General features: G+C 68.7%; 28 protein-coding genes. 13 read left to right on the top strand and 15 right to left on the bottom strand.

Going from position 1 to position 26,340, the window contains the following annotated elements; all coding sequences use genetic code 11:
- The first annotated feature begins 493 nt into the window (after nt 1–493).
- The gene (gene alaS / locus AC07PF_RS21940) at nt 494–3,127 is read left to right on the top strand and encodes an alanine--tRNA ligase (protein WP_494613269.1); all 2,634 of its coding nucleotides are present in this window, start codon (nt 494–496) and stop codon (nt 3,125–3,127) included.
- A gap of 53 nt (nt 3,128–3,180) precedes the next feature.
- Entirely contained in the window at nt 3,181–4,113 is a 933-nt protein-coding gene (locus tag AC07PF_RS21935; RefSeq protein ID WP_494613268.1) for a dienelactone hydrolase family protein, read from the top strand.
- A gap of 40 nt (nt 4,114–4,153) precedes the next feature.
- On the opposite strand, the gene AC07PF_RS21930 is transcribed toward AC07PF_RS21935, so the two are convergent.
- From AC07PF_RS21930 to AC07PF_RS21910, 5 genes are all read right to left on the bottom strand, one after another.
- A complete protein-coding gene (locus AC07PF_RS21930) occupies nt 4,154–5,200 on the bottom strand; it encodes a GGDEF domain-containing protein (RefSeq protein ID WP_007861461.1) in 1,047 nt (348 codons plus the stop codon).
- Between the two features lie 40 nt (nt 5,201–5,240).
- A complete protein-coding gene (gene trmB, locus AC07PF_RS21925; protein ID WP_007861463.1) occupies nt 5,241–6,044 on the bottom strand; it encodes a tRNA (guanosine(46)-N7)-methyltransferase TrmB in 804 nt (267 codons plus the stop codon).
- Nucleotides 6,002–6,949, bottom strand: a complete 948-nt coding sequence (gene gluQRS, locus AC07PF_RS21920) for a tRNA glutamyl-Q(34) synthetase GluQRS (protein WP_494613267.1) — start codon at nt 6,947–6,949, stop codon at nt 6,002–6,004. The genes trmB and gluQRS overlap by 43 nt, the downstream gene beginning before the upstream one ends.
- Nucleotides 6,946–8,094, bottom strand: a complete 1,149-nt coding sequence (locus tag AC07PF_RS21915) for an FAD-dependent oxidoreductase (protein ID WP_145697420.1) — start codon at nt 8,092–8,094, stop codon at nt 6,946–6,948. Before AC07PF_RS21915 ends, gluQRS begins: the two co-directional genes overlap by 4 nt.
- 75 nt (nt 8,095–8,169) lie before the next feature.
- Nucleotides 8,170–9,108 carry a LysR family transcriptional regulator gene (locus AC07PF_RS21910; RefSeq protein ID WP_494613266.1) on the bottom strand — a complete coding sequence of 313 codons (939 nt, stop codon included), beginning with the start codon at nt 9,106–9,108 and terminating at the stop codon, nt 8,170–8,172.
- A 105-nt stretch (nt 9,109–9,213) separates the two neighbouring features.
- Between AC07PF_RS21910 and AC07PF_RS21905 the strand changes: the two genes are divergently transcribed.
- The 4 genes from AC07PF_RS21905 (at nt 9,214) to AC07PF_RS21890 (ending at nt 12,128) form a co-directional block, all read left to right on the top strand.
- Nucleotides 9,214–9,915 carry a pirin family protein gene (locus AC07PF_RS21905; RefSeq protein ID WP_494613265.1) on the top strand — a complete coding sequence of 234 codons (702 nt, stop codon included), beginning with the start codon at nt 9,214–9,216 and terminating at the stop codon, nt 9,913–9,915.
- 218 nt (nt 9,916–10,133) lie between these two features.
- Complete coding sequence (locus AC07PF_RS21900; RefSeq protein WP_007859314.1) at nt 10,134–10,547, top strand: DoxX family protein; 414 nt, start codon at nt 10,134–10,136, stop codon at nt 10,545–10,547.
- A 51-nt stretch (nt 10,548–10,598) separates the two neighbouring features.
- Nucleotides 10,599–11,156: a flavodoxin family protein gene (locus tag AC07PF_RS21895; protein ID WP_007859312.1), complete on the top strand. Its 558-nt coding sequence runs from the start codon at nt 10,599–10,601 to the stop codon at nt 11,154–11,156.
- A 78-nt stretch (nt 11,157–11,234) separates the two neighbouring features.
- Entirely contained in the window at nt 11,235–12,128 is an 894-nt protein-coding gene (locus AC07PF_RS21890; RefSeq protein ID WP_494613263.1) for a pirin family protein, read from the top strand.
- A gap of 21 nt (nt 12,129–12,149) precedes the next feature.
- Here AC07PF_RS21890 and AC07PF_RS21885 read toward each other — a convergent pair whose 3' ends face one another.
- From AC07PF_RS21885 to AC07PF_RS21870, 4 genes are all read right to left on the bottom strand, one after another.
- Nucleotides 12,150–12,896, bottom strand: coding sequence for a sulfurtransferase (locus AC07PF_RS21885; RefSeq protein WP_494613376.1), 747 nt, complete (start codon nt 12,894–12,896; stop codon nt 12,150–12,152).
- 120 nt (nt 12,897–13,016) lie between these two features.
- Nucleotides 13,017–13,871, bottom strand: a complete 855-nt coding sequence (locus AC07PF_RS21880) for a MinD/ParA family protein (protein ID WP_007859308.1) — start codon at nt 13,869–13,871, stop codon at nt 13,017–13,019.
- 10 nt (nt 13,872–13,881) lie between these two features.
- Nucleotides 13,882–14,649, bottom strand: coding sequence for a GGDEF domain-containing protein (locus tag AC07PF_RS21875; protein WP_007859307.1), 768 nt, complete (start codon nt 14,647–14,649; stop codon nt 13,882–13,884).
- 57 nt (nt 14,650–14,706) lie between these two features.
- The gene (locus AC07PF_RS21870) at nt 14,707–16,416 is read right to left on the bottom strand and encodes a SulP family inorganic anion transporter (RefSeq protein WP_007859306.1); all 1,710 of its coding nucleotides are present in this window, start codon (nt 16,414–16,416) and stop codon (nt 14,707–14,709) included.
- A 128-nt stretch (nt 16,417–16,544) separates the two neighbouring features.
- Here AC07PF_RS21870 and AC07PF_RS21865 point away from each other — a divergent pair, with 128 nt between their 5' ends.
- From AC07PF_RS21865 to AC07PF_RS21855, 3 genes are all read left to right on the top strand, one after another.
- Nucleotides 16,545–17,003: a BON domain-containing protein gene (locus AC07PF_RS21865; protein WP_007859305.1), complete on the top strand. Its 459-nt coding sequence runs from the start codon at nt 16,545–16,547 to the stop codon at nt 17,001–17,003.
- Nucleotides 17,004–17,291: 288 nt separating this feature from the next.
- Entirely contained in the window at nt 17,292–18,521 is a 1,230-nt protein-coding gene (locus AC07PF_RS21860) for a PLP-dependent transferase (protein ID WP_494613262.1), read from the top strand.
- A 72-nt stretch (nt 18,522–18,593) separates the two neighbouring features.
- Nucleotides 18,594–18,779, top strand: coding sequence for a hypothetical protein (locus AC07PF_RS21855; protein ID WP_081497407.1), 186 nt, complete (start codon nt 18,594–18,596; stop codon nt 18,777–18,779).
- A gap of 69 nt (nt 18,780–18,848) precedes the next feature.
- On the opposite strand, the gene AC07PF_RS21850 is transcribed toward AC07PF_RS21855, so the two are convergent.
- Nucleotides 18,849–19,520: an arylesterase gene (locus AC07PF_RS21850; RefSeq protein ID WP_494613261.1), complete on the bottom strand. Its 672-nt coding sequence runs from the start codon at nt 19,518–19,520 to the stop codon at nt 18,849–18,851.
- Between the two features lie 15 nt (nt 19,521–19,535).
- Between AC07PF_RS21850 and AC07PF_RS21845 the strand changes: the two genes are divergently transcribed.
- The 4 genes from AC07PF_RS21845 to AC07PF_RS21830 all read left to right on the top strand — a co-directional run bounded on the left by AC07PF_RS21845 (nt 19,536) and on the right by AC07PF_RS21830 (nt 23,265).
- Entirely contained in the window at nt 19,536–20,231 is a 696-nt protein-coding gene (locus AC07PF_RS21845) for an ABC transporter ATP-binding protein (protein ID WP_007859298.1), read from the top strand.
- Between the two features lie 74 nt (nt 20,232–20,305).
- Nucleotides 20,306–21,052 (top strand): 23S rRNA (guanosine(2251)-2'-O)-methyltransferase RlmB, encoded by a 747-nt coding sequence (gene rlmB, locus AC07PF_RS21840; RefSeq protein ID WP_007859295.1) that lies wholly within the window; start codon nt 20,306–20,308, stop codon nt 21,050–21,052.
- 174 nt (nt 21,053–21,226) lie between these two features.
- Nucleotides 21,227–21,964, top strand: coding sequence for an SIR2 family NAD-dependent protein deacylase (locus AC07PF_RS21835; RefSeq protein ID WP_494613260.1), 738 nt, complete (start codon nt 21,227–21,229; stop codon nt 21,962–21,964).
- A 134-nt stretch (nt 21,965–22,098) separates the two neighbouring features.
- Entirely contained in the window at nt 22,099–23,265 is a 1,167-nt protein-coding gene (locus AC07PF_RS21830; protein WP_007856324.1) for an ABC transporter substrate-binding protein, read from the top strand.
- 4 nt (nt 23,266–23,269) lie between these two features.
- Here the strand turns inward: AC07PF_RS21830 and AC07PF_RS21825 are convergent, their stop codons facing one another.
- From AC07PF_RS21825 to AC07PF_RS21805, 5 genes are read right to left on the bottom strand one after another with little or no spacing between them, the layout of a single operon-like run.
- Nucleotides 23,270–23,707 carry a hypothetical protein gene (locus tag AC07PF_RS21825; RefSeq protein ID WP_007856326.1) on the bottom strand — a complete coding sequence of 146 codons (438 nt, stop codon included), beginning with the start codon at nt 23,705–23,707 and terminating at the stop codon, nt 23,270–23,272.
- Nucleotides 23,704–24,204 (bottom strand): SMI1/KNR4 family protein, encoded by a 501-nt coding sequence (locus AC07PF_RS21820; RefSeq protein WP_494613259.1) that lies wholly within the window; start codon nt 24,202–24,204, stop codon nt 23,704–23,706. Before AC07PF_RS21820 ends, AC07PF_RS21825 begins: the two co-directional genes overlap by 4 nt.
- Nucleotides 24,201–25,109 carry an SMI1/KNR4 family protein gene (locus tag AC07PF_RS21815; protein WP_494613258.1) on the bottom strand — a complete coding sequence of 303 codons (909 nt, stop codon included), beginning with the start codon at nt 25,107–25,109 and terminating at the stop codon, nt 24,201–24,203. The genes AC07PF_RS21820 and AC07PF_RS21815 overlap by 4 nt, the downstream gene beginning before the upstream one ends.
- Nucleotides 25,091–25,693 carry a hypothetical protein gene (locus AC07PF_RS21810; RefSeq protein ID WP_494613257.1) on the bottom strand — a complete coding sequence of 201 codons (603 nt, stop codon included), beginning with the start codon at nt 25,691–25,693 and terminating at the stop codon, nt 25,091–25,093. The genes AC07PF_RS21815 and AC07PF_RS21810 overlap by 19 nt, the downstream gene beginning before the upstream one ends.
- A 2-nt stretch (nt 25,694–25,695) precedes the next feature.
- Nucleotides 25,696–26,145 carry a hypothetical protein gene (locus AC07PF_RS21805; protein ID WP_494613256.1) on the bottom strand — a complete coding sequence of 150 codons (450 nt, stop codon included), beginning with the start codon at nt 26,143–26,145 and terminating at the stop codon, nt 25,696–25,698.
- Nucleotides 26,146–26,340 lie beyond the last annotated feature (195 nt).

The following is a 26,340-nucleotide window of genomic DNA, read 5'->3' as shown; positions in this document are numbered from 1 at the left end:
GAAAGAAAGAAGAAGACAACAAAGGACGGAAGAAAACAGGCGGGGTCGGAAGTGCGTGCAGTCGAATTGGTAAATATATTAAGAAAATATTTGAAATATCTTGTCAGGGTATTTAGCAGCTTGCGTGCCAGCCGGATTTGCGCTTGCTCGCCCTCGGCGCGAGGGGCATGCCTGGGCGCCAGGGGCGAAGATGGGGCGTTTTCGGGTCGGCGCCTGCCCTGGGGTGGGGCGCCAGGCACTGCAACGGGGCACGCTTTGCACAGCGGCAGGCGCGTAGGGCGGACGGGGCATGCCGTTGCGCGCCGGGCCCCTGCAGCCTGTGCGAAGCCGCGTCCAGACCGCGTTCAGGGCAGCGAAGTGCAGTGTCTCTGGCTGCTGCGGGCTGTGTCACCCTGCTGTCTCGATAGAATCGAGGGTTCTCCCCATAAACCGGGTGGCCGCGCCTTGCGCGCGAGGCCCCTCACTGACCCAGGCCTGTTGCCCCTTTTCGCACATGACCAACCACACCACGCCTTCGTTCTCGGTTGCCGACATCCGCAAGTCCTTCCTGGACTTCTTTGCCTCCAAGGGCCACACCATCGTGGCCTCGAGCTCGCTGGTGCCGGGCAACGACCCCACGCTGATGTTCACCAACTCCGGCATGGTGCAGTTCAAGGACGTGTTCCTGGGCACGGACAAGCGCCCCTACAACCGCGCGGTATCGGTGCAGGCCTGCCTGCGCGCCGGCGGCAAGCACAACGACCTGGAGAACGTGGGCTACACCGCGCGCCACCACACCTTCTTCGAGATGCTGGGCAACTGGAGCTTCGGCGACTACTTCAAGCGCGAATCGCTGCACTGGGCCTGGGAGCTGCTGACCACCGTGTACAAGCTGCCGCCCGAGCGCCTGCTGGCCACCGTGTACCAGGAAGACGACGAGGCCTACGACATCTGGACCAAGGAAATCGGCCTGCCGCCCGAGCGCGTGATCCGCATCGGCGACAACAAGGGCGGCCGCTACAAGTCCGACAACTTCTGGATGATGGCCGACACCGGCCCCTGCGGCCCCTGCAGCGAGATCTTCTACGACCACGGCGACCACATCCCCGGCGGCCCCCCAGGCAGCCCCGATGAAGACGGCGACCGCTTCATCGAGATCTGGAACAACGTGTTCATGCAGTTCGACATGGCCGAGGACGGATCGGTCACGCCGCTGCCCGCGCCCTGCGTGGACACCGGCATGGGCCTGGAGCGCCTGGCCGCCATCCTGCAGCACGTGCACAGCAACTACGAGATCGACCTGTTCGACGCGCTGATCAAGGCCGCCGGCCGCGAGACCGGCGTGGCCGACCTGAACAACAAGAGCCTGCGCGTGATCGCCGACCACATCCGCGCCACTGCCTTCCTGGTGAGCGACGGCGTGATCCCAAGCAACGAAGGCCGCGGCTACGTGCAGCGCCGCATCGTGCGCCGCGCCATCCGCCACGGCTACAAGCTGGGCAAGAAGACGCCGTTCTTCCACAAGCTGGTGGCCGAGCTGGTGCGCGTGATGGGCGACGCCTATCCCAAGCTGCGCGAGCAGGAGCAGCGCATCACCGAGGTGCTCAAGGCCGAGGAAGAACGCTTCTTCGAGACCCTGGCCAACGGCATGGAAATCCTCGACACGGCCCTGGCCGGTGACGCCAAGGTGCTGCCCGGCGACGTGGCCTTCAAGCTGCACGACACCTACGGCTTCCCGCTGGACCTGACCAACGACGTGTGCCGCGAGCGCGACGTCGAGGTGGATGAGGCCGGCTTCAAGGTCGCCATGGAAAAGCAGAAGGCCCAGGCCCGCGCTGCCGGCAAGTTCAAGATGGACAAGGCCCTGGACTACACCGGCGACGTGAACCGCTTCACCGGCTACGAGCAACTGGCCGAAACCGCCAAGATCACCGCCATCTATGTGGACGGCACCAGCAGCGCTGCCCTCAAGGCCGGCCAGAACGGCGTGGTGGTGCTCGATACCACCCCGTTCTACGCCGAAAGCGGCGGCCAGGTGGGTGACGAAGGCACCATCACCAGCGGCTCGGCGCGCTTCGCGGTGGGCGATACGCTCAAGATCAAAGCCGACGTCTACGGCCACCACGGCACGCTCGAAGAGGGCACGCTGAACGTGGGCGACACCGTGCAGGCCGAGGTCAACACGGCCCTGCGCGCCGCCACGGTGCGCAACCACTCGGCCACCCACCTGATGCACAAGGCCCTGCGCGAAGTGCTGGGCAGCCACGTACAGCAAAAGGGCAGCCTGGTGAACGCCGAGCGCACGCGCTTCGACTTTGCCCACAACGCCCCCGTGACCGACGCCCAGGTGCGCGAGATCGAGCGCCTGGTGAACGAGGAAGTGCTGGCCAACGTGCCCACGCAGGCGCGCGTGATGGACATCGAATCGGCCCAGAAGACCGGCGCCATGATGCTCTTTGGCGAGAAGTACGGCGAGACCGTGCGCGTGCTCGACATCGGTACCAGCCGCGAGCTGTGCGGTGGCACGCACGTGCAGCGCACGGGCGACATCGGCCTGTTCAAGGTGGTGGCCGAAGGCGGCGTGGCCGCAGGCGTGCGCCGCATCGAGGCCGTGACCGGCACGAATGCGCTGGCCTACCTGCAGCAGCTCGAGGACACGGTGACCCAGGCGGCCGGCAGCTTCAAGACCCCGGTCGCCGAGCTCAACAGCCGCATTGGCCAGACCCTGGACAGCGTGAAGGCGCTGGAAAAGGAAATCGCCGCGCTCAAGGGCAAGCTGGCTTCGAACCAGGGCGACGAACTGGTGAACCAGGCCGTGGACGTGAACGGCCTGAAGGTGCTGGCCGCGGCCCTGCCCGGCGCCGACGCCAAGGCCCTGCGCGACACCATGGACAAGCTCAAGGACAAGCTCAAGACCGCCGCCATCGTGCTGGCCGCCATCGATGGCGACAAGGTGCAGATCGCCGCGGGCGTGACGGCCGACAGCATTGGCAAGGTCAAGGCCGGCGAGCTGGTCAACTTCGTGGCCCAGCAGGTCGGGGGCAAGGGCGGCGGCAAGCCCGACATGGCCATGGCCGGCGGCACCAACGCAGCCGGTGTGCCGGCCGCGCTGGCCAGCGTCGAGGCCTGGGTGCGCGAGCGCGCCTGAGGCCACAGGCCGGGCCCGGGCACGGACAGCAGGCGCATCGGATGGGCCGGCCCGTGCTGACCACCATCGCCGTAGCGCCTGCCTTGCGTGCGGGTGCACTGGGACTGGTCGGCCTTCTGTGGCTGGCATCGGCCCGGGCGCAGGCTCCGGACGCGGTCGAGCGGGTGCAGTTCCAGGCGCCCGCCGGTGACTCCGATGCGGCGGTGACCCTGCAGGCCTGGTGGTACCGCCCGCCAGCAGCGCTGCTCGCCCCTGGCACCAAGGATGCCGGCAAGCCCTTGCCCGCCGTGGTCTTGCTGCACGGCTGCGGCGGCATGCTCAACCGGCGTGGCCAGCCGGCCGAGCGCATGCGCGAGTATGCGGCGCTGCTCAACGAGCAGGGCTGGCATGCGCTGGCGGTGGACTCAATGACACCGCGCGGCGAAAAGGAGCTGTGCACCCAGCGCATCGGCACGCGCAAGATCAACCAGAACGACCGGCGGCGCGATGCCCTGGCTGCCCTGCAGTGGCTGGCGGCCCAGCCGGGCGTGGATGGCCAGCGGCTGGCGCTGCTGGGCTGGTCACATGGCGGCAGCGCCGTGCTGGCAGCCAGCAACCTGCGCCATGCCGACGTGGCCGCTGCCAAGGTGCTGCCGCGCCTGTCCGTCGCCTTCTACCCCGGTTGCGGCTCCGACCTGCGCGGTGGCTACCGGCCGGCGGCCGACACGCTGATGCTCGTCGGCAAGGCGGACGACTGGACACCGGCCGCCCCCTGCCAGGCCCTGGCTGCGCCACGCGGCGCGGCCCCGGGCAGCCGCGAGGTGCGGGTGCTGGCCTACGAGGGGGCCTACCATGGCTTCGACGGCACCGTGCCCCTGCGCCTGCGCACCGATGTGCCCAACGGGGTGTACCCGGGGCAGGGCGTGCATGTGGGTGGCCACCCGGCGGCGCGGGAGCAGTCGCGCAAGGCCTTGCTGGCTGCGCTGAACAAGGCATTCGGCCGCTGACCTGCGAGGGCGAAGGCGGCCTGCGGCGGACCTCAGTGGGTCAGAAAAGCTCGACGTCGTCGTTGGCGACCTTGGCGGTCAGGTGTCCGCCGGCCACCAGGTCTTCGTAGAAGCACACCTGGTTGCGGCCATGCTCCTTGGCGTAGTAGAGCGCCTGGTCGGCCTGGCCCAGGATTTCCACCGGCGAGCCGCGCGAGGTGCCGACGAAACCCAGGCTGACCGTCACGCGGCCGACCTGCGGAAAATCGTACTCCTGCACGGTCTCGCGAAAGCGGTTGAAGACCTTGTGCGCCCGTGCCAGCGTGATGTTGCGCAGCAGCACCACGAACTCCTCGCCGCCGAAGCGGAAGATGCGGTCGTGCGAGCGGAACGAGCTGCGCAGGATGTTGGCGATCAGGATCAGCACCTCGTCGCCGTAGAGGTGGCCGAAGCGGTCATTGACCAGCTTGAAGTGGTCGATGTCCACCACGGCCAGCCAGTTCTGTGCAGGTTCGCTTTCGGCGGTCACTTCCTCGTTGACCAGCGCCTCGGCGCCCTGGGGGCGGCTGCTGCTCAGGCCGCTGGCGGCGTTGCGGGAGAACTGCTCGTCGAAGGTCTTGCGATTGAACAGGCCGGTGAGCGCGTCGCGTTCGCTGTAGTCCAGCAGGTTCTGGTAGTTCTGGTAGACCAGGAACACGCCCTTGATCACTTCGAGCTTGTGGGCCGAGAACGGGCGCGACTGCGTGACCTCCAGGCAGGTGCTGACCTTCTCGTGCATCCAGACCGGCAGCCAGAGCGTGTGCCGCCCGGGGCGATGGGTCAGGGCGCTGTCGCCCTGGTTCTTCACGCACTCGCACAGTTCGGGGTACTGCTCGAGCAGCTCGCGCCGCGGGTCGGCCGCGGCCTCGGAGTCGGTGGAGACCAGTTGGCCTTCCTCGACCCAGGTGCGGGGGCGCACATGGGCCACGCCCTTGTCGGTGAACAGCTCCAGCGCCCGGACCGCCTTGATGCCGCTGAGTTTTTGCAGGGTGGAGAGCACCGACACCTCCAGCCGCAAGTGGTCGCGGTGGCCGGTCATTTCAACCAGGTGTTGCAGGATGGGCTTCATAGGCGGGATGGTGGCGGTCCGGTGGGTGGGGCGCGGTCTTCTAGTTGCGCCGCACGAACACGATGTCCCAGACACCATGCCCGAGGCGCAGGCCGCGGTTCTCGAACTTGGTCAGCGGGCGGTAGTCGGGCTGCGGCGCGAAACCGCTGGCGGTATTGGCCAGCAGGGGCTCGGCACCGAGCACTTCCAGCATCTGCTGGGCGTAGGGCTCCCAGTCGGTGGCGCAGTGCAGGTAGCCGCCGGGCTTGAGCCGGGCGGCCAGCTTGGCCACCAGCGGCGACTGGATCAGCCGGCGCTTGTTGTGCTTGGTCTTGTGCCAGGGGTCGGGAAAGAAAATGTGCACGCCATCGAGGCTGGCCGGTGCCAGCATGTGGTCGATGACTTCCACGGCATCGTGCTGCAGGATGCGGATGTTGCCGATCTCCTGCTCGCCGATGCGCTTGAGCAGGGCCCCCACGCCGGGCTCGTGCACTTCGCAGCACAGGAAGTTGTCGCCCGGGCGCACGCGTGCGATGTGGGCCGTGGCTTCGCCCATGCCGAAACCGATCTCCAGGATCAGCGGGGCCGTGCGGCCAAAGGCGGCCGGGGCGTCGAGCGGGGCGGCGGCATAGGGCAGCACGAAGCGCGGGCCCAGGTCCTCGAAGGCCTTGGCCTGGCCCGTGGTGGTGCGCCCGGCGCGGCGCACGAAGCTCTTGATGGTCTTGGGGTAGGCAACGCCAGCGGGCGCAGCACTGCCGGCTTGGGGCGCTTGGGCAGCAGTTGCCGCGCTGTCGGGGGCGGGGGAAAGGGATGGCAGTTCGGTCACGATGGGCCATTGTAGTTTCTGAACCACGCTGTGGCCCATTGCGCCAGCGCATCCCCGACGCAAGTGTTGTGCAGATGTGCCAGCGCCGGCAGGCCCAGGGCCCGTGCCGCCTGCTCCAGCGCCTGTACGGGGTTGCCAAGGTCCAGGGCCTGGGCACCGTTCTGCTTGGACAGCTTTTCGCCATTGTCACCGCAGACCAGAGGGGTATGCAGGTACTGCGGCGTGGACACGCCGAGCGCCTGCTGCAGCAGGATCTGGCGCGGCGTGTTGTCGGCCAGGTCCTCTCCGCGCACGATGTGGGTGATGCCCTGGGCGGCGTCATCGACCACCACGGCCAGCTGGTAGGCCCACAGGCCATCGGCGCGGCGCAGCACGAAGTCGCCGATGTCCGCGGCCACATCCTGCTGCTGGGCTCCCAGGCGCCGGTCGGTCCAGTCCTTCGGGGGCAGGCCCGCCGGCACGCGAAAGCGCCAGGACCGGCCGTCTCGCCCATTCAGGCCATGGCGGCAGGTGCCGGGATAGGGCAGGGCCGCATGCCGCTCGCGCGCATGGCCGAGCGCGAGCTGGGCTTCTTCGATGTCCTTGCGCGAGCAGGCGCAGGGGTAGGCCGCGCCTTCGGCCACCAGGCGGTCCAGGGCCTGCTGGTAGACGGCGCCCCGTGCGGACTGCCACAGCGGCGGTTCGTCGGGCACCAGCCCGCAGGCGGCCAGCTGCTGCAGGATGAACTCGCCCGCGCCCGGGATGCAGCGCGGCGTGTCCACGTCTTCGATGCGCACCAGCCAGCGCCCGCCCCGCCCGCCGTTGAAGGTGCGGGCATCGAGCCAACTGGCCAGCGCGGCGACCAGCGAGCCGGCATGCAGGGGCCCTGTCGGCGACGGCGCAAAACGACCGGTGTAGCCCGCGCCGGGCCCGGGGCCAAGGGTCGCGTCCTCACCTTGTGTCATGCCACGGCGAGTGCCAGCTCCAGTCCGGACACGAAGGCATCTTCGAGGCGGTGGCCCAGGCACCAGTCGCCGCAGGCGCCCAGGCCGATCTGGGCATCCCACAGGTGGCTGCGGCCCAGGGGATGCGTGGTCTGGGCGTAGCGCCAGCGCTGGGTCTGGGCGTGCGCGGGCTCGGCGCGGATGCCGGTCACCTCGGCAAAGGCCTTGATCAGCTTGGCCTGCACGCGCTCGGCATCGTCCTCGAGGTGCTCTGCCGACCAGGCGGGGCTGGCCTGCACGGTCCAGCGCTCCACGCTGGGCCGGCCGGGCTTGGAGGATTCGCGGGCCAGCCAGGCAATGCGGTGGTGCGTGCTGCGTGCGGCATTCCACTGCGGGCCCAGGGTGGTCAGGCCCGGGCGCACGGCCTGCGGGTAGGCCAGCATCAGCGTCCAGCAGGGGGCGATGGCGACGCTGGACAGGGCCTTGGTCAGGCTGCTGTCGATGGCCGAGGTGGACAGCAGGGCCTGGGCCGGCGTGGCGGGCTGGGCCAGCAGCACGGCATCGAAGCCGGCGTACACATGCTGGCCGCCATCGGGGCCTTCGGTGCGCAACTGCCAGCCGGTGGCGTTCAAGGCGTCGTGCTCGATGCGCGTGACGCGGGTGTCGGTGATCAGCCGGCCAGCCTGGGCCAGCGGTGCGGCCCAGGCGGCCACCAGCGATTGCATGCCGGGGCTGGCGACCCAGTGGGCTTCGCGCGTGGGCAGGCCGGCGGCGGTCACGCGGCCGGCTGCGTCGAGCACGCGCACGGAATTGGCGCTCCAGCGCTTGCACACGCCGGGCACGGTGTCGATGGCGCGCGCGAAACGCGCATCGCGCACGGTGAAGTACTGCACGCCGGCATCGAAGCCGCCAAAGGGCGAGTCGATGGTGGTCGTGCGTCCGCCGGCGGCGGAGGATTTCTCGAAGACGGTGACCTGGTGGCCCGCCTGCACCAGGGTGCGGGCGCAGGCGATGCCGGCCATGCCGGCGCCGATGATGGCGAAATGCCGGGGGGCCTTGGCGCCTCCGGTGGTTTTGCGGGGGGAGCTTGTCGTCGTGGTCGCCGCAGCAGGGCTGGGTGCAGGGCGTCGGGGCCGTTTGGCAGGGCGAGAAACAGGTTTGCTCATGGGAGGCCTTTCGGGAACGGTTGGCTGGAAAACTCCGACACCGACCACTCTACACGCCCCGCACAGGGCTGCGCATCAGAAATGATGGTGGTTTTCCAGCAGTGCGCGCCGCGTGGCCGGGCTTTGCAACTGGTTGAGCCACCACTGCAGCGCACGGCCCGGCGCGGTGAAGCCGGGGCCGCCCCAGGCATAGTTCACGCGCACCAGGCGTTCGGGCCGGGCCACCTTGCGCGCCACCAGGCGCCCGGCCTCCAGGTAGGGGCGTACCATGGGCTCGGGTAGAAAGCCGCCGCCCAGGCCGCGCAACTGGGCACGCACCTTGGCCTGCATGGTGTCCACCGTGAGCACGTCCTGCCCGCCCAGCAGGCCCATGGTAGCGCCACCGCGCAGGGCCGAGTCGGCCACGGCCACGGCGCGGTGCTGCAGCAAGGTCGCATCGGTGATCGGCTCGGGCTCGGTGGCCAGGGGGTGGTGGGGTGCCACCACGTAGATGAACAGCACGTCGCCCAGCGGCGCCTGCTGCAGCCCGGCCACGCTGGAGCCGGCGATGGTGACCCCCACGGCCAGGTCCGCCCGGCCCGAGGTCAGGGCCTCCAGCGTGCCGGTCATGATGCCGTCGCGCAGCTTCAGGCGCGTAGGCGGCGCCATGGCGTAGAACGCATCCACCAGCTCCATCATGGTGTGCGGCGAAATGGCGCCATCGACCGACAGCGTGAGCTGCGGCTCCCAGCCCGTGGCCACGCGGCGCACGCGGTGCGCCACGGCGTCGATGTCCTGCAGCAGCCGCGCGCCTTCGCGCAGCAGCTCCACGCCGGCCTCGGTGGGGCGGGCCTGGCGCGCGCTGCGGTCAAAAAGCAGCACGTCCAGCGCGTCCTCGATCTGGCGCACGCGGTAGGTCAGGGCGCTGGGCACCAGGCCCAGCTGGCGCGCTGCGGCCGCAAAGCTGCCGGCCTCGGCGATCACCTGCAGCATGGCCAGGCTGTCGGGGGTCAGCACATCGCGCGGGTTTTGCATGGTGATGCCATGTTAATTCAATTTTTTTGAATCATGCCATCAATATGCCAGCCCCCGGTGCCGGGGGGACAGGCCTACAGTCGAGTCTTGAAAGGGGCACACACCATGCTGACTGTTCGCAAATCCCAAGACCGCGGCCATGCCGACCATGGCTGGCTGCATTCGTACCACAGCTTCTCGTTCGCGGGCTACCACGACCCCGAGCACATGGGCTTCGGCAACCTGCGCGTGATCAACGAAGACCGCATCGCCCCGGGCATGGGTTTCGGCACCCATGGCCACCGCGACATGGAGATCATCAGCTATGTGCTGTCGGGCGAGCTGGCCCACAAGGACAGCATGGGCAACATCAAGGGCATCCCGCCCGGCGACGTGCAGCGCATGAGCGCCGGCACGGGGGTGCAGCACAGCGAGTTCAACCATGCCGAGGGCCAGACCACGCACTTCCTGCAGATCTGGCTGCTGCCCGACGTGCAGGGCATCGCGCCCGGCTACGAGCAAAAGACCTTTACCGATGCCGAAAAGCGCGGCACGCTGCGGCGGGTGGCATCGCCCGATGGCGCCGAAGGCTCCGTCCAGGTGAATGCCGACGCCACGCTCTACGCCGGCCTGATCGATGGCAGCGAATCGGCGAGCCTGGTGCTCGACCCCGCACGCAAGGTGTATGTGCACCTGGTGCGCGGCAGCCTGAAGGCCAATGGCCAGGCCTTGTCGGCCGGGGATGCCGCGCTGATCGAGCACGAGACGGCCCTGGCGCTGACCGAAGGCCGCGATGCCGAGGTGCTGGTGTTCGACCTGGCCCCCTGAAGTGAAGCACCCCCTGAGTCGCTCCGCGCCTTCCCCCTCTCTCTCCTCGCTGCGCGAGTCGGGAGGGGGACGCCCCCAGCGCGGCGGGGCGGCCCTTGCACGGGGGCACTGGCCTTGGCCGCGTCGGTTTTATACGTCGCGAGTGGCGCGCAGCGCCATGAGCAATTGATACCTTGCTGTCCCATACTGTTTTAACCTGTCACCTGAAGGAGTCCACCATGTTCAATTCCCTGCAAAACCCCCTGGCCCTGGCCTCGCGCTTGCTGCTGGCCGCCCTGTTCCTGCCCGCCGGCATCGGCAAGCTCACCGGCTTTGCCGGCACCGTGGGCTACATCAGCTCGGTCGGCCTGCCCATGCCCACCGTGGCCGCTGCCATCGCCGCCGCCGTGGAGGTGCTGGGCAGTCTGGCGCTGATCTTCGGCTTCGGCACGCGCTTTGCCGCGCTGGCGCTGGCGTTCTTCACGCTGGTGGCCAGCTTCTTCTTCCATGCCTACTGGGCCCTGCCGGCCGACAAGCAGATGATGCAGCAGCTGATGTTCTTCAAGAACGTGGGCGTCGTCGGCGGCCTGCTGGCCCTGGCCGCCTTTGGCGCCGGTGCCTGGAGCGTGGACGCGCGCCGTTCTTCCCGCTGACGTCGCCATCCTGCGGCATGATGGCGCTTTGACCTTGCAAGGAACCGCCGCATGCCGCAGATCGCCGTCGTCTACCACTCGGGCTATGGCCACACCCAGCGCATGGCCCAGGCCGTGGCCGATGGGGCCGGCGCCGAGCTGATCGCCATCGATGCGGACGGCGGCCTGCCCGAGGGCGGCTGGGAAAGCCTGGCGGCCGCCAGCGCCATCATCTTCGGCTCGCCGACCTACATGGCCGGACCGAGCTGGCAGTTCAAGCGCTTTGCCGACGCCTCGTCCAAGCCCTGGTTCAGCCAGGCCTGGAAGAACAAGCTGTTCGCCGGCTTCACCAACAGCGCCGCCACCAATGGCGACAAGCAGATCACGCTCGACTACCTGTTCCACCTGGCCATGCAGCATGGCGGCCTGTGGGTGGGGGCGGGCGTGCTGCCGTCGAACTCCAAGACCGCCACGCGCAACGACGTGAACTGGCTGGGTGCCTACAGTGGCGCCATGGCCCAGTCGCCGTCGGACGCCTCGGCGGGCGAGATGGCCCCGGGCGACCTGGACACCGCGCGCGTGCTGGGACAGCGGGTGGCCGAGCTGGCGGCCCGATTCCACCAAGACTGACACCAACCCCACGATCACAGGAGCTCACACCATGCCACGATGCCATCGCCTTCGCGCCCTCACCGCTGGAGGACGTCCATGAGCGCCGTCCTGCGCCTGTCCGGCCACGCCAAGGACCTCGGCGGCGGCTTCACCGTGCGGCGTCTGCTGCCCGCCGTGCAGTGCCGATCGGTCGGGCCGTTCATCTTCTTCGACCACTTCGGCCCGGTGTCGGTGGTGCCCGGCGCGGCGCACGACGTGCGGCCCCATCCGCACATCGGCCTGGCCACGGTGACCTACCTGTTCTCCGGCGCCATCATGCACCGCGACAGCCTGGGCCATGTGCAGCAGATCGAACCCGGCGCCATCAACTGGATGACGGCCGGCAAGGGCATCGTGCACTCCGAGCGCCGGCCCGAGTTGCTGGCGGAAACCACCTACGTGAACCACGGCATCCAGCTGTGGGCGGCCCTGCCGGTGGCGGCCGAGGAGGTCGATGCCTCGTTCGTGCACACGCCGGCCGCGGCGATTCCCGAGGTGCAGGTGGGCGAGGCCGTGGTGCGCGTGCTGATCGGCACGGCCTTTGGCCAGACCTCGCCCGTGGCCACCTATGCACCCACGCTGTACCTGGACGTGCAACTGCCTGCCGGCGCGGTGCTGGAGCTGCCGGCCCTGGCGCAGGAGATGGCGCTCTACCCGGTGGATGCCGACCTGTCGCTCGATGGCGAGCCGCTGGTGGCCCAGACCCTGGCGGTGCTGCCCGCAGGTGCTGCGGCGCCCGTGCGGCTGCAGGCTGGCGCCAGCGCCGTGCGCCTGATGCTCATTGGCGGCGATGCGCTCGACGGCCCGCGCCACATGTGGTGGAACTTCGTCTCCAGCCGCAAGGAGCGCATCGTCCAGGCGGCCGCCGACTGGGAGGCCGGCCGCATGAAGCCGGTGCCGGGCGAAACGGAATTCATACCCTTGCCGGAGCACCGCTTCCGCGCGGATTGAGCAAAGGCCTGAAAGGCCTGGTCAGGCCTTTTCCGGCGTGTCCGTGGAGAGGTCGGCAGCCAGCACCCGGCGCTCGTCGAAGACGAAGCAGCCGCCGTGGTAGTGGGCGCCATTGGTTTCCTCGAAGTACTTGAGGATGCCGCCCTCGAGCTGGTAGACGTGATCGAGGCCTTCCTCGCGCATGAGGATGGCCGCCTTCTCGCAGCGGATGCCGCCGGTGCAGAAGCTCACCACGGTCTTGTCGGCCAGCTCGGCCTTGTGGGCGCGCAGGGCCGGCGGGAACTCGGTGAACTTGTCGATGCGCCAGTCGATGGCGTTGTCGAACGTGCCCTCGTCCACCTCGAAGGCATTGCGGGTATCCAGCGTCACCACCTCGCGGCCCTCGTCGTCATGGCCTTGCTCCAGCCAGCGGTGCAGCGTGGCCGGCGTTACGGCCGGGGCGCGGCCGGTGGAGGGCTGGATCGTGGGATGGTCCATGCGGATGATCTCGCGCTTGACCTTGACCAGCATCTTGCGAAACGGCACCGTGTCCGACCAGCTCTCCTTGGGGGCCAGGTCGGCAAAGCGTGCGTCGGTGCGCATGGTGTCGACGAAGCCGTGCACCGCGTCGGCCGTGCCCGCCAGGAAGAAGTTGATGCCTTCCTCGGCCAGCAGGATCGTGCCCTTGAGCTGCGCCGCCAGCGCACGCTCGTGCAGCAGGTCGCGCAGCGCCTGCGCATCGGGCAGCGGCACGAACTTGTAGCAGGAGATATTGAGGACGTCGTTCATCACGGCGATGGCCTGTTGTTCACACGGAATGGGAAAAGGAGGCGTCCGCCAGGCAGCATTCTCCTGGCGGCGGGCCCTGATTGTCGCGCGGCGGCCGGCGGTGGCTTGCCCGCCTGGCTGTCAGACCGTAGGTACCAGCAGCGTGGTCTCGATCTTGTTGGCCAGTTGGGCAATGGCCAGCGAGGCCGGACAGCCCGGTGTATTGAGCAGCAGCAACTGGCGGCGCATCACGGCGTCGCGCACCGAGGGGTCGGCCGGGATGTCGCCCATGTGGATCAGGCGCACGGCACGGCCCGATTCGGTGCTCACGAAGCGGTCCAGCACCTGCTGCAATTGGCTGGTGATGGCCCGGCCGTCGCCCGGGCGGGCCGCCTGGTTGATCACCATGCGCACATGCTGGCGCTTTTGCTGCATGGCCAGCACCTTGATGGCGGCGTAGGCGTCGGTCAGCGAGGTCGGCTCGGGCGTGGCCACGATCAGCACCTCGGAGGCCAGCGAAATCGAGAACAGCACCACGTCCGAGATGCCGGCCCCGGTGTCCAGCAGGATCACGTCGTAGTTCGGCGCAATCGCCTGGATCACGTTCAGGAACTGGTTGCGCACCTCGGGCGTGAGGCGCGAGTACTCCACCATGCCCGAGCCGGCCAGCAGCACCGCGAAGCCGCCGGGCGCCTGGATGATGGCGTCCTCAAGCAGGGCCTTGCCGGTGAACACGTCGTGCAGCGTGATCTTGGGGTGCAGGTTGAGCACCACGTCGAGGTTGGCCAGGCCCAGGTCGGCATCGAGCACCAGCACGCGCTGGCCGCGCCGCGTGAGCGCCGCTGCCAGGTTGGCTGACACGAAGGTCTTGCCCACGCCGCCCTTGCCGCTGGTGATGGCAATGATGCGCGCACCGGTGGCCGCCGCGCCGGGTGGGCGTCCAGGCGAGGGTGGGGCGTCGGAGGATGTGGGTGGGGGGGACAGCGCGTCGCTCATCTTCTAACTTTCAGTTGGCGCTGCCTGTTGGGTCCAGCGGGGGCAGATCGCCCCAGCCCGAGGGGGTGTACAAGGGGCCGAACAACAGGCTCTTTTCTTCGGCACTGACGGTGCTGTCGGGCTGCTCTTCGATGCTCACCCGGTTGCGGCCCGACGATTTGGCCTGGTAGAGCTGGTGGTCGGCCCGGTCGGTCCACAGCAGGGTGGTCGAGCGGATCCATTGCAGGGCGAAGGCCCCGCCGACGCTCACCGTGACATTCAGCTCCACGGAGGGCGAAATCCTGACCGGCGTATTGGCCACGGCGCGGCGGATGCGCTCGGCCACCACCTTGCCAAAAGCCGCCTGGCAGGCGGGCAGCACCACGGCGAACTCCTCGCCGCCATAGCGCGCCAGGGTGTCCATGGGGCGCACGCAGGCGCTCAGGGTGCGCGCCACCGACTGCAGCACTACATCGCCCGCCAAATGGCCGTGGGTGTCGTTGACCGCCTTGAAGTGGTCGATGTCCAGCATCAGCAGCAGGGCCGCCTCGCCAGAGCGCGTCACGCGGTCGATCTCGCGTTCGAGCACGGCGCGAAAATGCCGACGGTTGGCCAGCCCGGTGAGGGGGTCCTTGAGGGAAAGCTCGCACAGACCGTCGATCAGGCCTTGGAGGTAGCGGGACGGCGCTTCGCGTTGCAGGGACGCTTCGCTGCCGACCGCCTGCGCCACGAGCGCGTGTGCAATGTCCAGGCGCAGATCGCGCAGGTCTACGAGATGAGAGGCCGCAGAGTCAGACACAAATGGATAGGGCAGAGTTCGTTGAGTGTAGCAGCGAGGCGGGGCCGGGAACCCGTTTCAGGGGATTTTGAGCGGGTTTCCGGGAGCAGGGGCATTTGCCGGTATCTGCTGCAGCACCAGCAGCGCCTCGGCATCGGTGCGGTACATCTGCAGCCCCGGGCCGGGCTCGAGCAAACCGGCCCGGCGCAGCACCTGGTCCACCGGCAGCTTCATGCCGCTCACGTGCAGGATGCCGCCGCGCGCCTGCATCAGGGCGCGCAGCGTGGCAAAGGTTTCAACCCCGGTGATGTCGATGCGGTTGATGGGCTGGGCCATGAGGCACAGGTGGGTGATTTCGGGCTGGATGGCCAGGTGGTCCGTCACGTGCCGCTCCAGCGCGCTGGCGGAGCCGAAATCGAGTTCCGCATCCATGCGCAGCGCCAGCAGGCGGGGTGCCAGGGGCGGCAGGTGCCACAGGTGGCGGTCGCGCAGGCTGCCGTCGGGGTGCAGGCCCACCTCGATGATGCGCGGGTGCAGGCGCTGGTACAGAAAGTGGCTCAGGTTCATCACCAGCCCGACGAGCACGCCCCAGTACATGCGCGGCGCGGTGGCCAGGGTCAGCGCAAAGGTCACGCCGGCCATCATGGCCTCGACGCGGGAGATGCGCCACAGGCGCAGCAGGGTGGCCGGCTTGATGAGGCTGGTCACGGCCGTGATCACCACGGCCGCCAGCACCGATTGTGGCACGTGGTAGAGCGCGGGGGTGAGCCACAGCAGCACCACCAGCACCAGGGCGATGGCGAACACCGTGGCCCAGCCGGTGCGCGCGCCGGCATACAGGTTGATGGCCGAGCGCGAGAACGAGGCGCTGGTGGCAAAGCTGCCGCACAGCCCGCTGCTGATCTTGGCCAGGCCCTGGCCGATCAGGTCCTGGTTCTCGTTCCAGCGCTCGCCCGAGCGCTGGCTCTCCACCTTGGCGCTGGAGGCGGTTTCGAGAAAGCTCACCAGTGTGACCACCAGCACCGGCATCACCAGGGCGGAAAACTGCGACCAGGACAGCAGGCCCGGCCAGTACAGGGAGGGCAGCCCCTCGGGCAGGGTGCCCACCACGGAGCCGCCGCCGTCGGCGTAGCCCAGCGCCCAGCTCAGCGCCCCGGCGGCGCCCACGACCACGATGGCGGCCGGAAAGTTCGGGCGCCAGCGCCGGGCCAGCACCAGCAAGGCCAGGCTGCACACGCCGAAGGCCGCTGCCACCAGGTCGAAGTGGCCCAGCGACGGGGTGGACCAGAGCGCCCCGAGGTCCGAGCGCAGGCCGGTGAAGGCGCGCAGCTGCGAGGCCAGGATCAGCAGGGCCGCTGCCTGGGTGAAGCCGCTGAGCACCGGCGAGGTCACCAGGTTGAGCAGCCAGCCAAAGCGGGCCACCCCCATCACCAGCTGCAGCAGGCCCGAGAGCAGGGCCATCCACGCCGCCAGGGCCACCCATTGCGCACTGCCGGGCTCGGCCAGCCCGGTCAGGGAGGCGCCGATCAGCAGGCTGGTGAGCGCCGTGGGCCCTACGCCCAGCCGGGTGGAGGAGCTGAACAGCACGGCCACCAGGGCCGGGATCAGCGAGGCATAGATGCCGGTGACCAGCGGCATGCCCGCCAGGGCTGCATAGGCCACGCCCTGCGGCACCAGCATCAGCCCCACGGTCATGCCCGCGGAAAACTCGCCCTTGAGGAGGTGGCGGTCGGGGCGGGGCCAGGCGAGAAAGGGAAACCAGCGGGACAGGGACGGCAGGGAAGGCATGGCCCCGATTGTCGCCCGCCCGGCAGGCCTGCCTGGTGTCCTACAGCCACTTCGGAGCTCTCCGACCCGCGGCGCGGGCCCGGCTGCCTAAAGTACCAACCATGTTCTCAACCGCAAGGAGTTTTCCCATGAACACCGCACAGACCGCACAGCGTTCCACCCACCGCATCGCCAGCGTGCTGGCCGTCAGCGCCCTGGCGCTGGGCCTGGCTGCTTGCAGCAAGACCGAGGATGCCACCGTGGGCCAGCGCCTGGATTCGGCCGTTGGCCGCACCGAGCAGGCTGCCACCGACGCCCGCATCAAGGCCGAGGCCGCCATGCAGAACGCCGAAACCAAGGTGCAGCAAGGCTCGCAGACTGCGATGGAAAAGATCGATGACGCGACCATCACGGCCCAGGTGTCCGCCGGCCTGGCCAAGGACCCCGACCTGAGCGCCATCAAGATCAACGTGGACACCGTGAACGGCTCCGTGACGCTCAACGGCCCTGCCACCACGCCCGCTGCCAAGGAGCGTGCAGAGACGATCGCCAGCGCCGTGAAGGGCGTGACCTCGGTCAACAACCAGTTGACCGTGACACCGAGCTAAGGCACGGCCGTACCTGACGGCTTGCACCGGGCCCCGGGACTGTAAAGAGACCGGACCCCACGCGCACCGGGCAGGGATGGACTTCCGACCCGCCAGTCGGGCAGCGAGCAGGCTGCCTCCTTCATCTTCATTGCGAGGACTGGCACTCGAAGACCGCCCGGGCAAGTGATGCGTGCAACGCAAGCCCTCGGCCATGCCCTGGCCTTTGCCTGCCCCCCGAACAGGGGCCACGGCAAAGGGGCCGCGCCGCACAAGGTGACCCTTGTGCGGCGCGCTACCATTGGCTGCATGCAAGACCATGCCACCGACATCGCCTCCCGCCTCGTCCACCACGACTACCTTCCGCCCGCGGGATTCCAGGCCCCCCAGACCGCCGTCTACAAGGCCTCGACCGTGATCTTCCCCAACGTGGCCGCCATGCGCAGCCGCGAGTGGAAGGACAAGAGCGGCTACACCTATGGCCTGCACGGCACCCCCACCACCTTCATCCTCGAAGAGCGCCTGTGCGCCCTGGAAGGCGGCCTGCAGTGCCTGCTGGTCCCCAGCGGCCTGGCGGCGATCGCCAACGTGGCGCTGGCCCTGCTCAAGCCTGGCGACGAACTGCTGATCCCCGACAACGTCTACGGCCCGAGCAAGGACCTGATCCACGGCGAGCTGCGCCGCTTCGGCATCGGGCATGCGGTCTACGACCCGCTGGACCCGGCCGACCTGGCCGCGCGCATCACGCCCGCCACGCGCCTGGTGTGGCTCGAAGCGGCCGGCTCGGTCACCATGGAGTTCCCCGACCTGTGCGAGCAGGTGCGCATCTGCCGCGCGCGCGGCGTGACCACGGCGCTGGACAACACCTGGGGCGCGGGCCTGGCCTTCGCGCCGTTCGACCTGCTGGGGGATGCATCCCTGGGCGTGGACATTTCCGCGCATGCGCTCACCAAGTACCCCAGCGGCGGCGGCGACGTGCTCATGGGCAGCATCGTCACACGCGATGAAGCCCTGCACATGAAACTCAAGCTCACCCACATGCGCCTGGGCCTGGGCATCGGCGGCAACGATGCCGAGGCGGTGCTGCGTTCGCTGCCCAGCATCGGCCTGCGCTACCGTGCGCACGACGAGGCGGCGCGCAGCCTGGCGCAGTGGCTGCAGCAGCAGCCCGCCATCGCCCAGGTGCTGCACCCGGCATTGGCCGGTGCGCCGGGCCATGCGCACTGGGCGGCGCTGTGTGGCGCGGCCTATGGTGGTGCAGGTGCGGCGGCGGGCTTGTTCAGCGTGCTCGTCGATGCGCGCCACAGCCAGGAGCAGGTCGACGCCTTCTGCGACGGCCTGCGCCTGTTCAAGCTGGGTTACAGCTGGGGTGGGCCCATGAGCCTGGTCGTGCCCTACGACCTGGCCCGCATGCGCAACCGGCCGGCGGCCCATCTGAAGCCCGGGACGCTGGTGCGGTTTTCCATCGGGCTGGAGGCGGTGGAGGACCTGCGCCAGGACCTGCTGCAGTCCTTGCAGCGGGCCTTTGCCGCCGCTTGACGGGCGCGGGGGTATGTCGGCAAACAGGGGCCTAGCTGTTACAGTGGGTCTCTACTTCAGGAAGCAAACACCTTGGCAACACCCAACTACGGATACGAAAAGCGCCAGCGCGAGCTCGCCAAAAAACAAAAAAAAGAAGAGAAGCTGCGTTCCAAAACCCAGCGCAGGCCGGATGACCCACAGGGTGACCAGCCTGCCGGTGGCAATGGCGACGGCGCTCCAGGCGCCAACCAGCCCACGGGCGCAGAAGGCGGCTGAGCCTTCGACCGCCGTGTCCTGCAACCCGCCGCGCCACCAAGGCAGCAGGCAGGTCCGCAGGCACGGCGCTCAGCGCAGCAGCTTCTTCAGCTCTGGCCACACATTGGCCAGCATCTGCGGGTGCGCCTCTGCACGCGGATGGATGCGGTCCGCCTGGAACAGGCGGGTAGGGTCCGGGCCATCGGCCACGCCCTTGAGGAAAAACGGCACCACGGCCACCTTCTTGGCCTGGGCCACGGTGGTGAACAGGCCGGCAAACCGGTTGGCATAGTCGGTGCCATAGTTCGGCGGCACCTGCATGCCCACCAGCAAGACCTTGGCCCCGGCCTTTTGCGCCGCATCGGTCATGGCAGTCAGGTTCTCTTCGGTATTTTTCAGCGGCAGGCCGCGCAGTGCGTCATTGCCGCCCAGCTCGATCACCACCACGGCAGGCTTGTGTTGGGCGAGCAGGGCGGTCAGGCGTGAACGCCCGCCCGACGTGGTCTCGCCGCTCACGCTGGCATTGACCACGCGGCGCTCGATCTTTTCTTCCTGCAGGCGCTTTTCCAGCAAGGCCACCCAGCCGGCGCCGCGGGCCAGGCCGTACTCGGCACTCAGCGAGTCGCCCAGCACCAGGATGGCTGGCGCGGAAGATGCTGGTGCTGTGGCCTGGGCCCATGCGGCGGGGGCGCAAATCCCTGCCAAACCCAGGATGCCTGCCGAGAGGATAAAGTGGCGCCGATACTGCAGATCTCGAATCAAAGCGAAGAACCTTTCATGTCCGAATCTTCCCCATCGCCCGTGACCCCCATTATTGCCGTCGAACACGTCTTCAAGTCGGTCACGGATTCGACCGGTACGCTGGACATTCTGCGGGATATCGATTTCCGCCTGGCGCCGAGGGAAACAGCGGCCATCGTGGGCGCGTCGGGCTCGGGCAAGAGCACGCTGCTGTCCATCATCGCCGGCCTGGATACCCCCACGCGCGGCACGGTGCGCCTGGACGGGCATGACCTGTTCGCCATCGACGAGGACGAGCGTGCCGCGCTGCGCGCGCAGAAGGTCGGTTTCGTGTTCCAGAGCTTCCAGCTCATGGGCAACCTCACGGCGCTGGAGAACGTGATGCTGCCGCTGGAGCTGGCCAACCGCCGCGACGCACGCAAGGCCGCTGCCGACATGCTGGCCCGCGTGGGCCTGGGCCAGCGCCTGTCGCATTACCCCAAGGTGCTGTCGGGCGGCGAGCAGCAGCGCGTGGCACTGGCGCGCGCCTTCGTGGTGCACCCGGCGGTGCTGCTGGCCGATGAGCCCACGGGCAGCCTGGACTTCGCCACGGGCGAGACCATCATGCAGCTCATGTTCGAGCTCAACCGCGAACAGGGCACGACGCTGGTGCTGGTCACGCACGACCGCGGCATCGCCGCGCGCTGCGAGCGGCGCATCACCATCGATGCCGGCCAGGTCGCAGAGAACTGATTTTTTGAGGTCGGATGGCGGCCTGCTCGGCGCTATTAAAAGAATAGCTCTTGCGGGCAACCGATAATCGGGGGATGTCCTCCCCCAAAGTTCTTTTCGGCTTCCACGCCGTGGGCGTGCGTCTGAAGACCGCGCCGAAATCCGTCATTGAGATCTACTATGAGGTCACGCGGCGCGATGCGCGCATGCGCCAGTTCCTCGACCGGGCCCGCGAAGCCGGCGCCCGCCTGATCGAAGCCGACAGCGAGCGCATTGCCAAGCTGGCCGGCAGCCATGGCCACCAGGGCGTGGCGGCGCGCGTGGAGCCCGTGGCCCAGATCACCTCGCTCGACGAGCTGCTGGAGAACCTCGAGGCGGCCGGTGTCGAGAACCCGCTGCTGCTGGTGCTCGATGGCGTGACCGACCCGCACAACCTGGGCGCCTGCCTGCGCGTGGCCGACGGTGCCGGCGCCCATGCCGTCATTGCCCCCAAGGACCATGCCGTGGGCATCAACGCCACGGTGGCCAAGGTGGCCAGCGGCGCGGCCGAGACCATGCCGTACTTCATGGTCACCAACCTGGCGCGCACCCTGGGCGAGCTCAAGGAGCGCAACATCTGGTGCATCGGCACCAGCGACGACGCGCCCAAGACCGTCTACCAGGTGGACCTGAAGGGCCCCGTGGCCCTGGTGCTGGGCGCCGAGGGCGACGGCATGCGCCAGCTCACGCGCAAGACCTGCGACGAACTGGTCAGCATCCCGATGAAGGGCGCGGTGGAAAGCCTCAACGTGTCCGTGGCCAGCGGCGTCTGCCTCTACGAGGCCCTGCGCCAGAGGACGTGAACACCCCCTGAGTCGCTTCGCGCCTTCACCCCTCTCTCGCCTCGCTGCGCGATGCGGGAGGGGGACGCCCCCAGCGCGGCGGGGCGGCCCTTGCGCGGGGGCACTGGCCTGGGCCGCGCCAGTTTCGTGTGTCGCGGGCAGTACGGCACAAGGTGGAAAGTTGAGGCACAACCCATGCAGGAACATTTTCTTGAAACGGTGCGCGGCTGGGTGCGTGAAGCAGGGCACATCGCTGTGCTCACCGGTGCGGGCGTGAGCGCCGAATCGGGCGTGCCCACCTTCCGCGATGCGCAGACGGGCTACTGGGCCCAGTTCCGTGCCGAGGACATGGCCACCGAGGCCGGTTTTCGTGCCCACCCGGAGCGGGTCTGGGACTGGTACCAGCACCGGCGCCAGCTCATGGACGGCGTGCAGCCCAATGCCGGGCACCAGGCGCTGGCGCAGTTCCAGGCGGCCCACCCGCGCCGGCTCACGCTGATCACCCAGAACGTCGACGGCCTGCACCAGCGCGCGGGCAGCACGGGCGTGCTGTGCCTGCACGGCGACCTGTTCGCCAACCGCTGGCTCGACACCCCGCGCAACTGCTGCCACATCGACGATGCGGTGGCCGGCCGGCCCCCGACCTGCGAGCGCTGCGGCAACCAGCTGCGCCCCGGCGTGGTCTGGTTTGGCGAAATGCTGCCGCTGGCCGTGTTCGAGGCCGCAGAGCGGGCGGCGCAGGCGTGCGACTTGATGCTGGTGGTCGGCACCGCCGGTGCGGTCTACCCCGCCGCGGGCCTGGCCCACCAGGCGCGCTCGGCCAGTGCCCGGGTGGTGGTGCTCAACCCGAACCCGAGCGAGCTCGACGGCACTGCCGATGCCGTGCTGCGCGGTACCTCGGCCGCCTTGCTGCCGCAGCTGCTGGCGGCCTGAGCGCCAAGCCTACTTTAGGGGCGTGCCCCAAAATTGTGCGCTTTGCGCGACAGACTGTCGCACACCGGACAAGTTGCAGGCCCTGGCACCGGTAGCCTGCGCCCCTTTGCACACATCCGGGCATTTTTCACACCATGAGCCGTCGTCACTTTCTTTTGCGCGCCACCCAAGTGGCTGCGGCCACCAGCCTGCCCGCGTGGGCTTCGTCGGCCATTGCGGCCGAAGAGGCCCTGTCTTCCAGGCACATCAACCTGGGCTGCTCCATCGCCCTGACCGGCCCCCTGGGCCAGGCCGGCATCGAGCAGGTGGCAGGCATGAAGGCGGCCTTTGCCGAAGTGAACCAGGCCGGCGGCGTGCACGGCCGTGAGATCCGCATGGATGCCAAGGACGATGCCTACGTTGCCAGCCGCACCCTGCAGAACGTCACGCAGATGCTGGAGGCGCAGTCCATCTTCGCACTGATCTCGCCCCTGGGCACGGCCAACACGGCGGCCATCCTGCCTCTGATCGAAGGCAAGGGCATCCCCACCGTGGGCCCCATCACGGGCGCGCCCTCGCTGCGCTCGGCTGAGCAGCGCAATGTGTTCTTCGTGCGCCCGAGCTACCGCGACGAAACCCAGCGCCTGGTCAAGCAGGTGGTGGAGATGGGCCTCAAGCGCATTTCCGTGGTCTACCTGGACAACCCCTTCGGCAAGGAAGTGCTCAAGGACATGTCGCGCGCGCTCGACGAGATCAAGGTCGAACGCGCTGGCGAATTCGCGCTGGCCGTGGATGGCAAGAACGGTGCCGAGCTGGCCGACAAGGTGGCCGCCGAGCGCCCGGGCGCCGTGCTGCTGGCCACCACCGGCACGGCCAACACGGCCTTCGTGCTGCCCTTTCGTGCCAAGGCGGCTGGCGTGCCGCTGGCCGGCCTGTCGGTCACGGTGATCTCCTCGGAGCTGCCCAAGCTGGCCGCCGCCACACGCGGCATGGCGCTGGTGCAGGTGTTCCCCGATGCCAACTCGCAGAAATCGGTGGTGGTGCGCAAGTTCCAGAGCACCATGAAAACCACCAACAGCAACGCCGCCTTCTTCAACAGCGGCAGCGCCCTGGAGGGCTGGGTGAATGCCCAGATCATGATCGAAGGCCTCAAGAACGCAGGCAAGGAGCTCACGCGCGACCGGCTGCGCACCGGCCTGGCCGGCATCCGCTCGCTTTCGTTCGGCGACTTCAACGTGGGCTTTGGCGGCAAGGCACCCTACGTGGGCTCGGACTCGATCTACCTGGCCATCTACGCCGAAAACGCTCGCCGCCTGAGCTGAGCCTCTACGGGGCGCCTTTCGCGCTTCCCAATGCTCTGAGCGCGTGCCGCCGCTCCACCAGCAGGCCGGAGTTGCCGCAAGGGTCCACGAAGTAGCGGTGGTTCCGGTCGCGCGAGAGGAACAGCAGGTAGCGCCCACCCACCTCCATGGGAAAGCGCGAACTCGTGTTCTCGCTGTACAGCGCCAGGCCTGGCGGCATGTGGCCGCGCACGCTGCGCAGCACCTTGAGCACGTACAGCGTGGCCGTGACGCCGTCCGGGTCCGCGGGGTCCTCGTGCAGCGGCTCTGCCTGCCCGACCTCGGCCACCACCACGCCCGAGGCCGTGGCGGCTTCCTGCGCTACGGTGGGCGCGCGCCCGTCCAGGCACAGCGCCATGGCCGGTGGCAGGGCCATGCACAGGGGCAGCAGTGCGGCGCAGGCCGTCTTCGCGGGCCGGATCATTCGGGCAGGTCCCCCCAGTAGGGCTCCAGATACCCCTCCAGAAATTCGAGAAAGCTGTCCGCAATGGGTTCCACGGAACCCGTGCTCTGGTGGTAGAACAGCACCACCGGGTTCTCGCCATCCTGCACGCGCGAGGTGTCCAGGCAGAAGGGCTCGTTGTCGTCCTCGCTGCGCTGGATGACGACCAGGTGGGCCGGCAGGGGTGCAGCCCAGCCTTGGCGGTAGCGCAGGGTGTCGCCATGCACGGTACCCAGGCCGCCCAGCGGTTCATGCGCCGGGATGGTGGAGATGCTCAGGGTGTCCAGTCCGCCGCCGCCGGTCTGCACAATGAAGTCGCGGAACGAGCCGCTGATGCGCACGCCCAGCGCCTGCTCCAATTCGGCGATGGCTGCTTGCGAGCTGGCGCCTGCCCATTGCACGCTGTACTCGCCCTCCGACTGCTGTGCCACCTGGTCCACGCGCGCGATCAGTGCATTCAGGCGTTCCTGGTGGTTCATGGGGTTGGAGCGGGGTTCTGGTTGATGAAATCGTCCACGGCGGCCTTGGCCTGCTGCAAGGTGCTGCCATGGGCCTGCTGGTGGGCGCGCAATGCCGCCAGCTTGCCGCCGGGCTTGCGTGCAAGCGCGCGCCAGTCGGGCGGCGCCTTGGCTGCCAGCAAGGCCTTGCTGCGCGCCATGGCGGGCGCACATTCCCAGCGCGCGGTGATCGGGAGTGCTGGAACATCGGGTGGGCAGAAGCGGCCCAGTGCTTCGTACAAAGCACTCTGCGATACCAAGGAGAGCACCGTGCGCGGTGGGCTGCGCGGGCCATCGCGCACCTCGCGCAGCAGGGGCTGCGCACGGCTGAGCGCGCGCAGCCAGGCGCCGGTGGTCGCATCCATGCCGGCGGCCACCTGGTCCACGTCGCTGCGCACCACCTGGCAGGCCTGTTCGGCGCTGAAACCGTCCTCGCCGGTCCAGTCGCTGAGGTCGGCCAGGGCCTGCAGCAGCTGCACGCAGGCGAAATCCTGGAACGAGCGGTACCCCACTTCGCTCACACCGCTGTCGTGCCGCACCAGGGCCACGCCGGGCTGCAAAGCGCCATCGATGGGCACCAGGCACCATGCATCGCCGGCACCGATTTCGGCAAAGGGCAGCAGGCGCTGGCCATTCTGGTATGCGGGGTTCAGCCATTCCCCGGCGGTGGTGCGCACGCCCGGGGCATCCAGCCATTCGAAGTCACTGCAGCTGATCAGCGGTGGCGGCGCGCTCAGGCAGCGGTCCCTCCAGGTGGTGGCCCAGTCGGGGCCATAGACCGTGGCCCCACCCGCCACCAGGTGCCGCAGCAAGGGCGGCAGGGCGATGCCGGTGTCCGCAGACACCGCTTCGAGGGCCTGCAGCACGCTCACAGGTACCACCTCCATGCCTGCAGCATGCGCTCTGCGCTGGCATCGCTGCCCGTGAAGGCCGCGAGCGCTTGCGCCACCTGTGCGCGGCTTTCGGGCTTGAGTGCAAAGGTCTCGTCCAGTGCATCGTCGCCCAGTGCGGCCAGGGCATTGGCCACCGTGGCGATGGCGCCCAGGGCGGTGGGCAGGTCGTCGGCGAACCGGCTCGGGTCGTTGAAGTGCCCCCGGCCCGCCATGTCGAACCAGACGCTGCCATCGTTGCGGTCCAGGATGAACGGGTTGGCGCCTTCCTGTGCAATCACCAGCCAGTGGCCCGGCCAGCCCGGGATCGGGTTGTCGGGGTTGCGCGACCAGGCATAGCCGTCCTGCCGCGCCCAGAGCTTGTGCAGCGGCGGCACGTCCACCGGGTTGCCCCCCGCGTTGATGGTCAGGCCCACCGGGCCCACCGACGCATGCCAGGTCTCGCCCCAGGGGCCCAGCTCGCGGTAGAAGGCCTCCACGATGGCAGGCAGGGCAAAGGGCCCCTGCCAGTCGCTGGCGGGCTGGGGCTGCAGGCGGCCCCAGGGGGCGAGCAAGGGGCGCAGGCGGTCGAATGGCAGCATGCTCACTCCGAATGCACGTCGGTGAAGACGCCATGGGTGGCGTTGATGTGCACCAGCTGGCTGGGCTCCCAGGGAATCTCGTAGCCCACCGAGCAGGTGCTTTCTGCGGCGCCCAGGCCGGGGTCGGGATGCACTTCGATGAAGCAGGGCGTCAGAAAGCCCCACAGGGTGCTTGCGTCGAGGCGGACCCCGGGCGGCACCACCCCGCATTCGAGGAGGAAGGCCACCAGGGCCGGGGTGGCCTCGTCGCGGACCTGCCGGGCATTGGCGGCCAGGCGCGCAAAGGCCTCGGTCTGGGTTGGCGTCGGTCCATCCCTGGTGCCATGCACACGCAGGGCAAAGCCGTCGCCCAGGTGGGGAATGCCGATCTCGCCTTCCCAGACCTTGGATTGGCCCTCGGCGCACAGGGCACCGAAAACGACGGTCTGCAGGCGGCGGGTGAACAGGCCCATGGGGATCTCCGTGCTGGGTGGGATGGGCGCCAATGTAGCCTGACTGGCAGGGGGCGGGAACGCCCGGTGCCGCAGTACCGGCAGGGGATACCGGCCGTGCCGCCGGGGCATACCGCTGGCCGTGGCCACACCGGCCGGGGAATATTTGGCTTGGAGTTTGCCTGGCGCATGCCTAAGATGTTCCAAAGGGGAGGC

This window comes from Acidovorax sp. GW821-FHT10A04, assembly GCF_059415825.1.
Note: the sequence above shows the minus strand (reverse complement) of the source record. Positions and strands in the feature narration are given on the sequence as shown.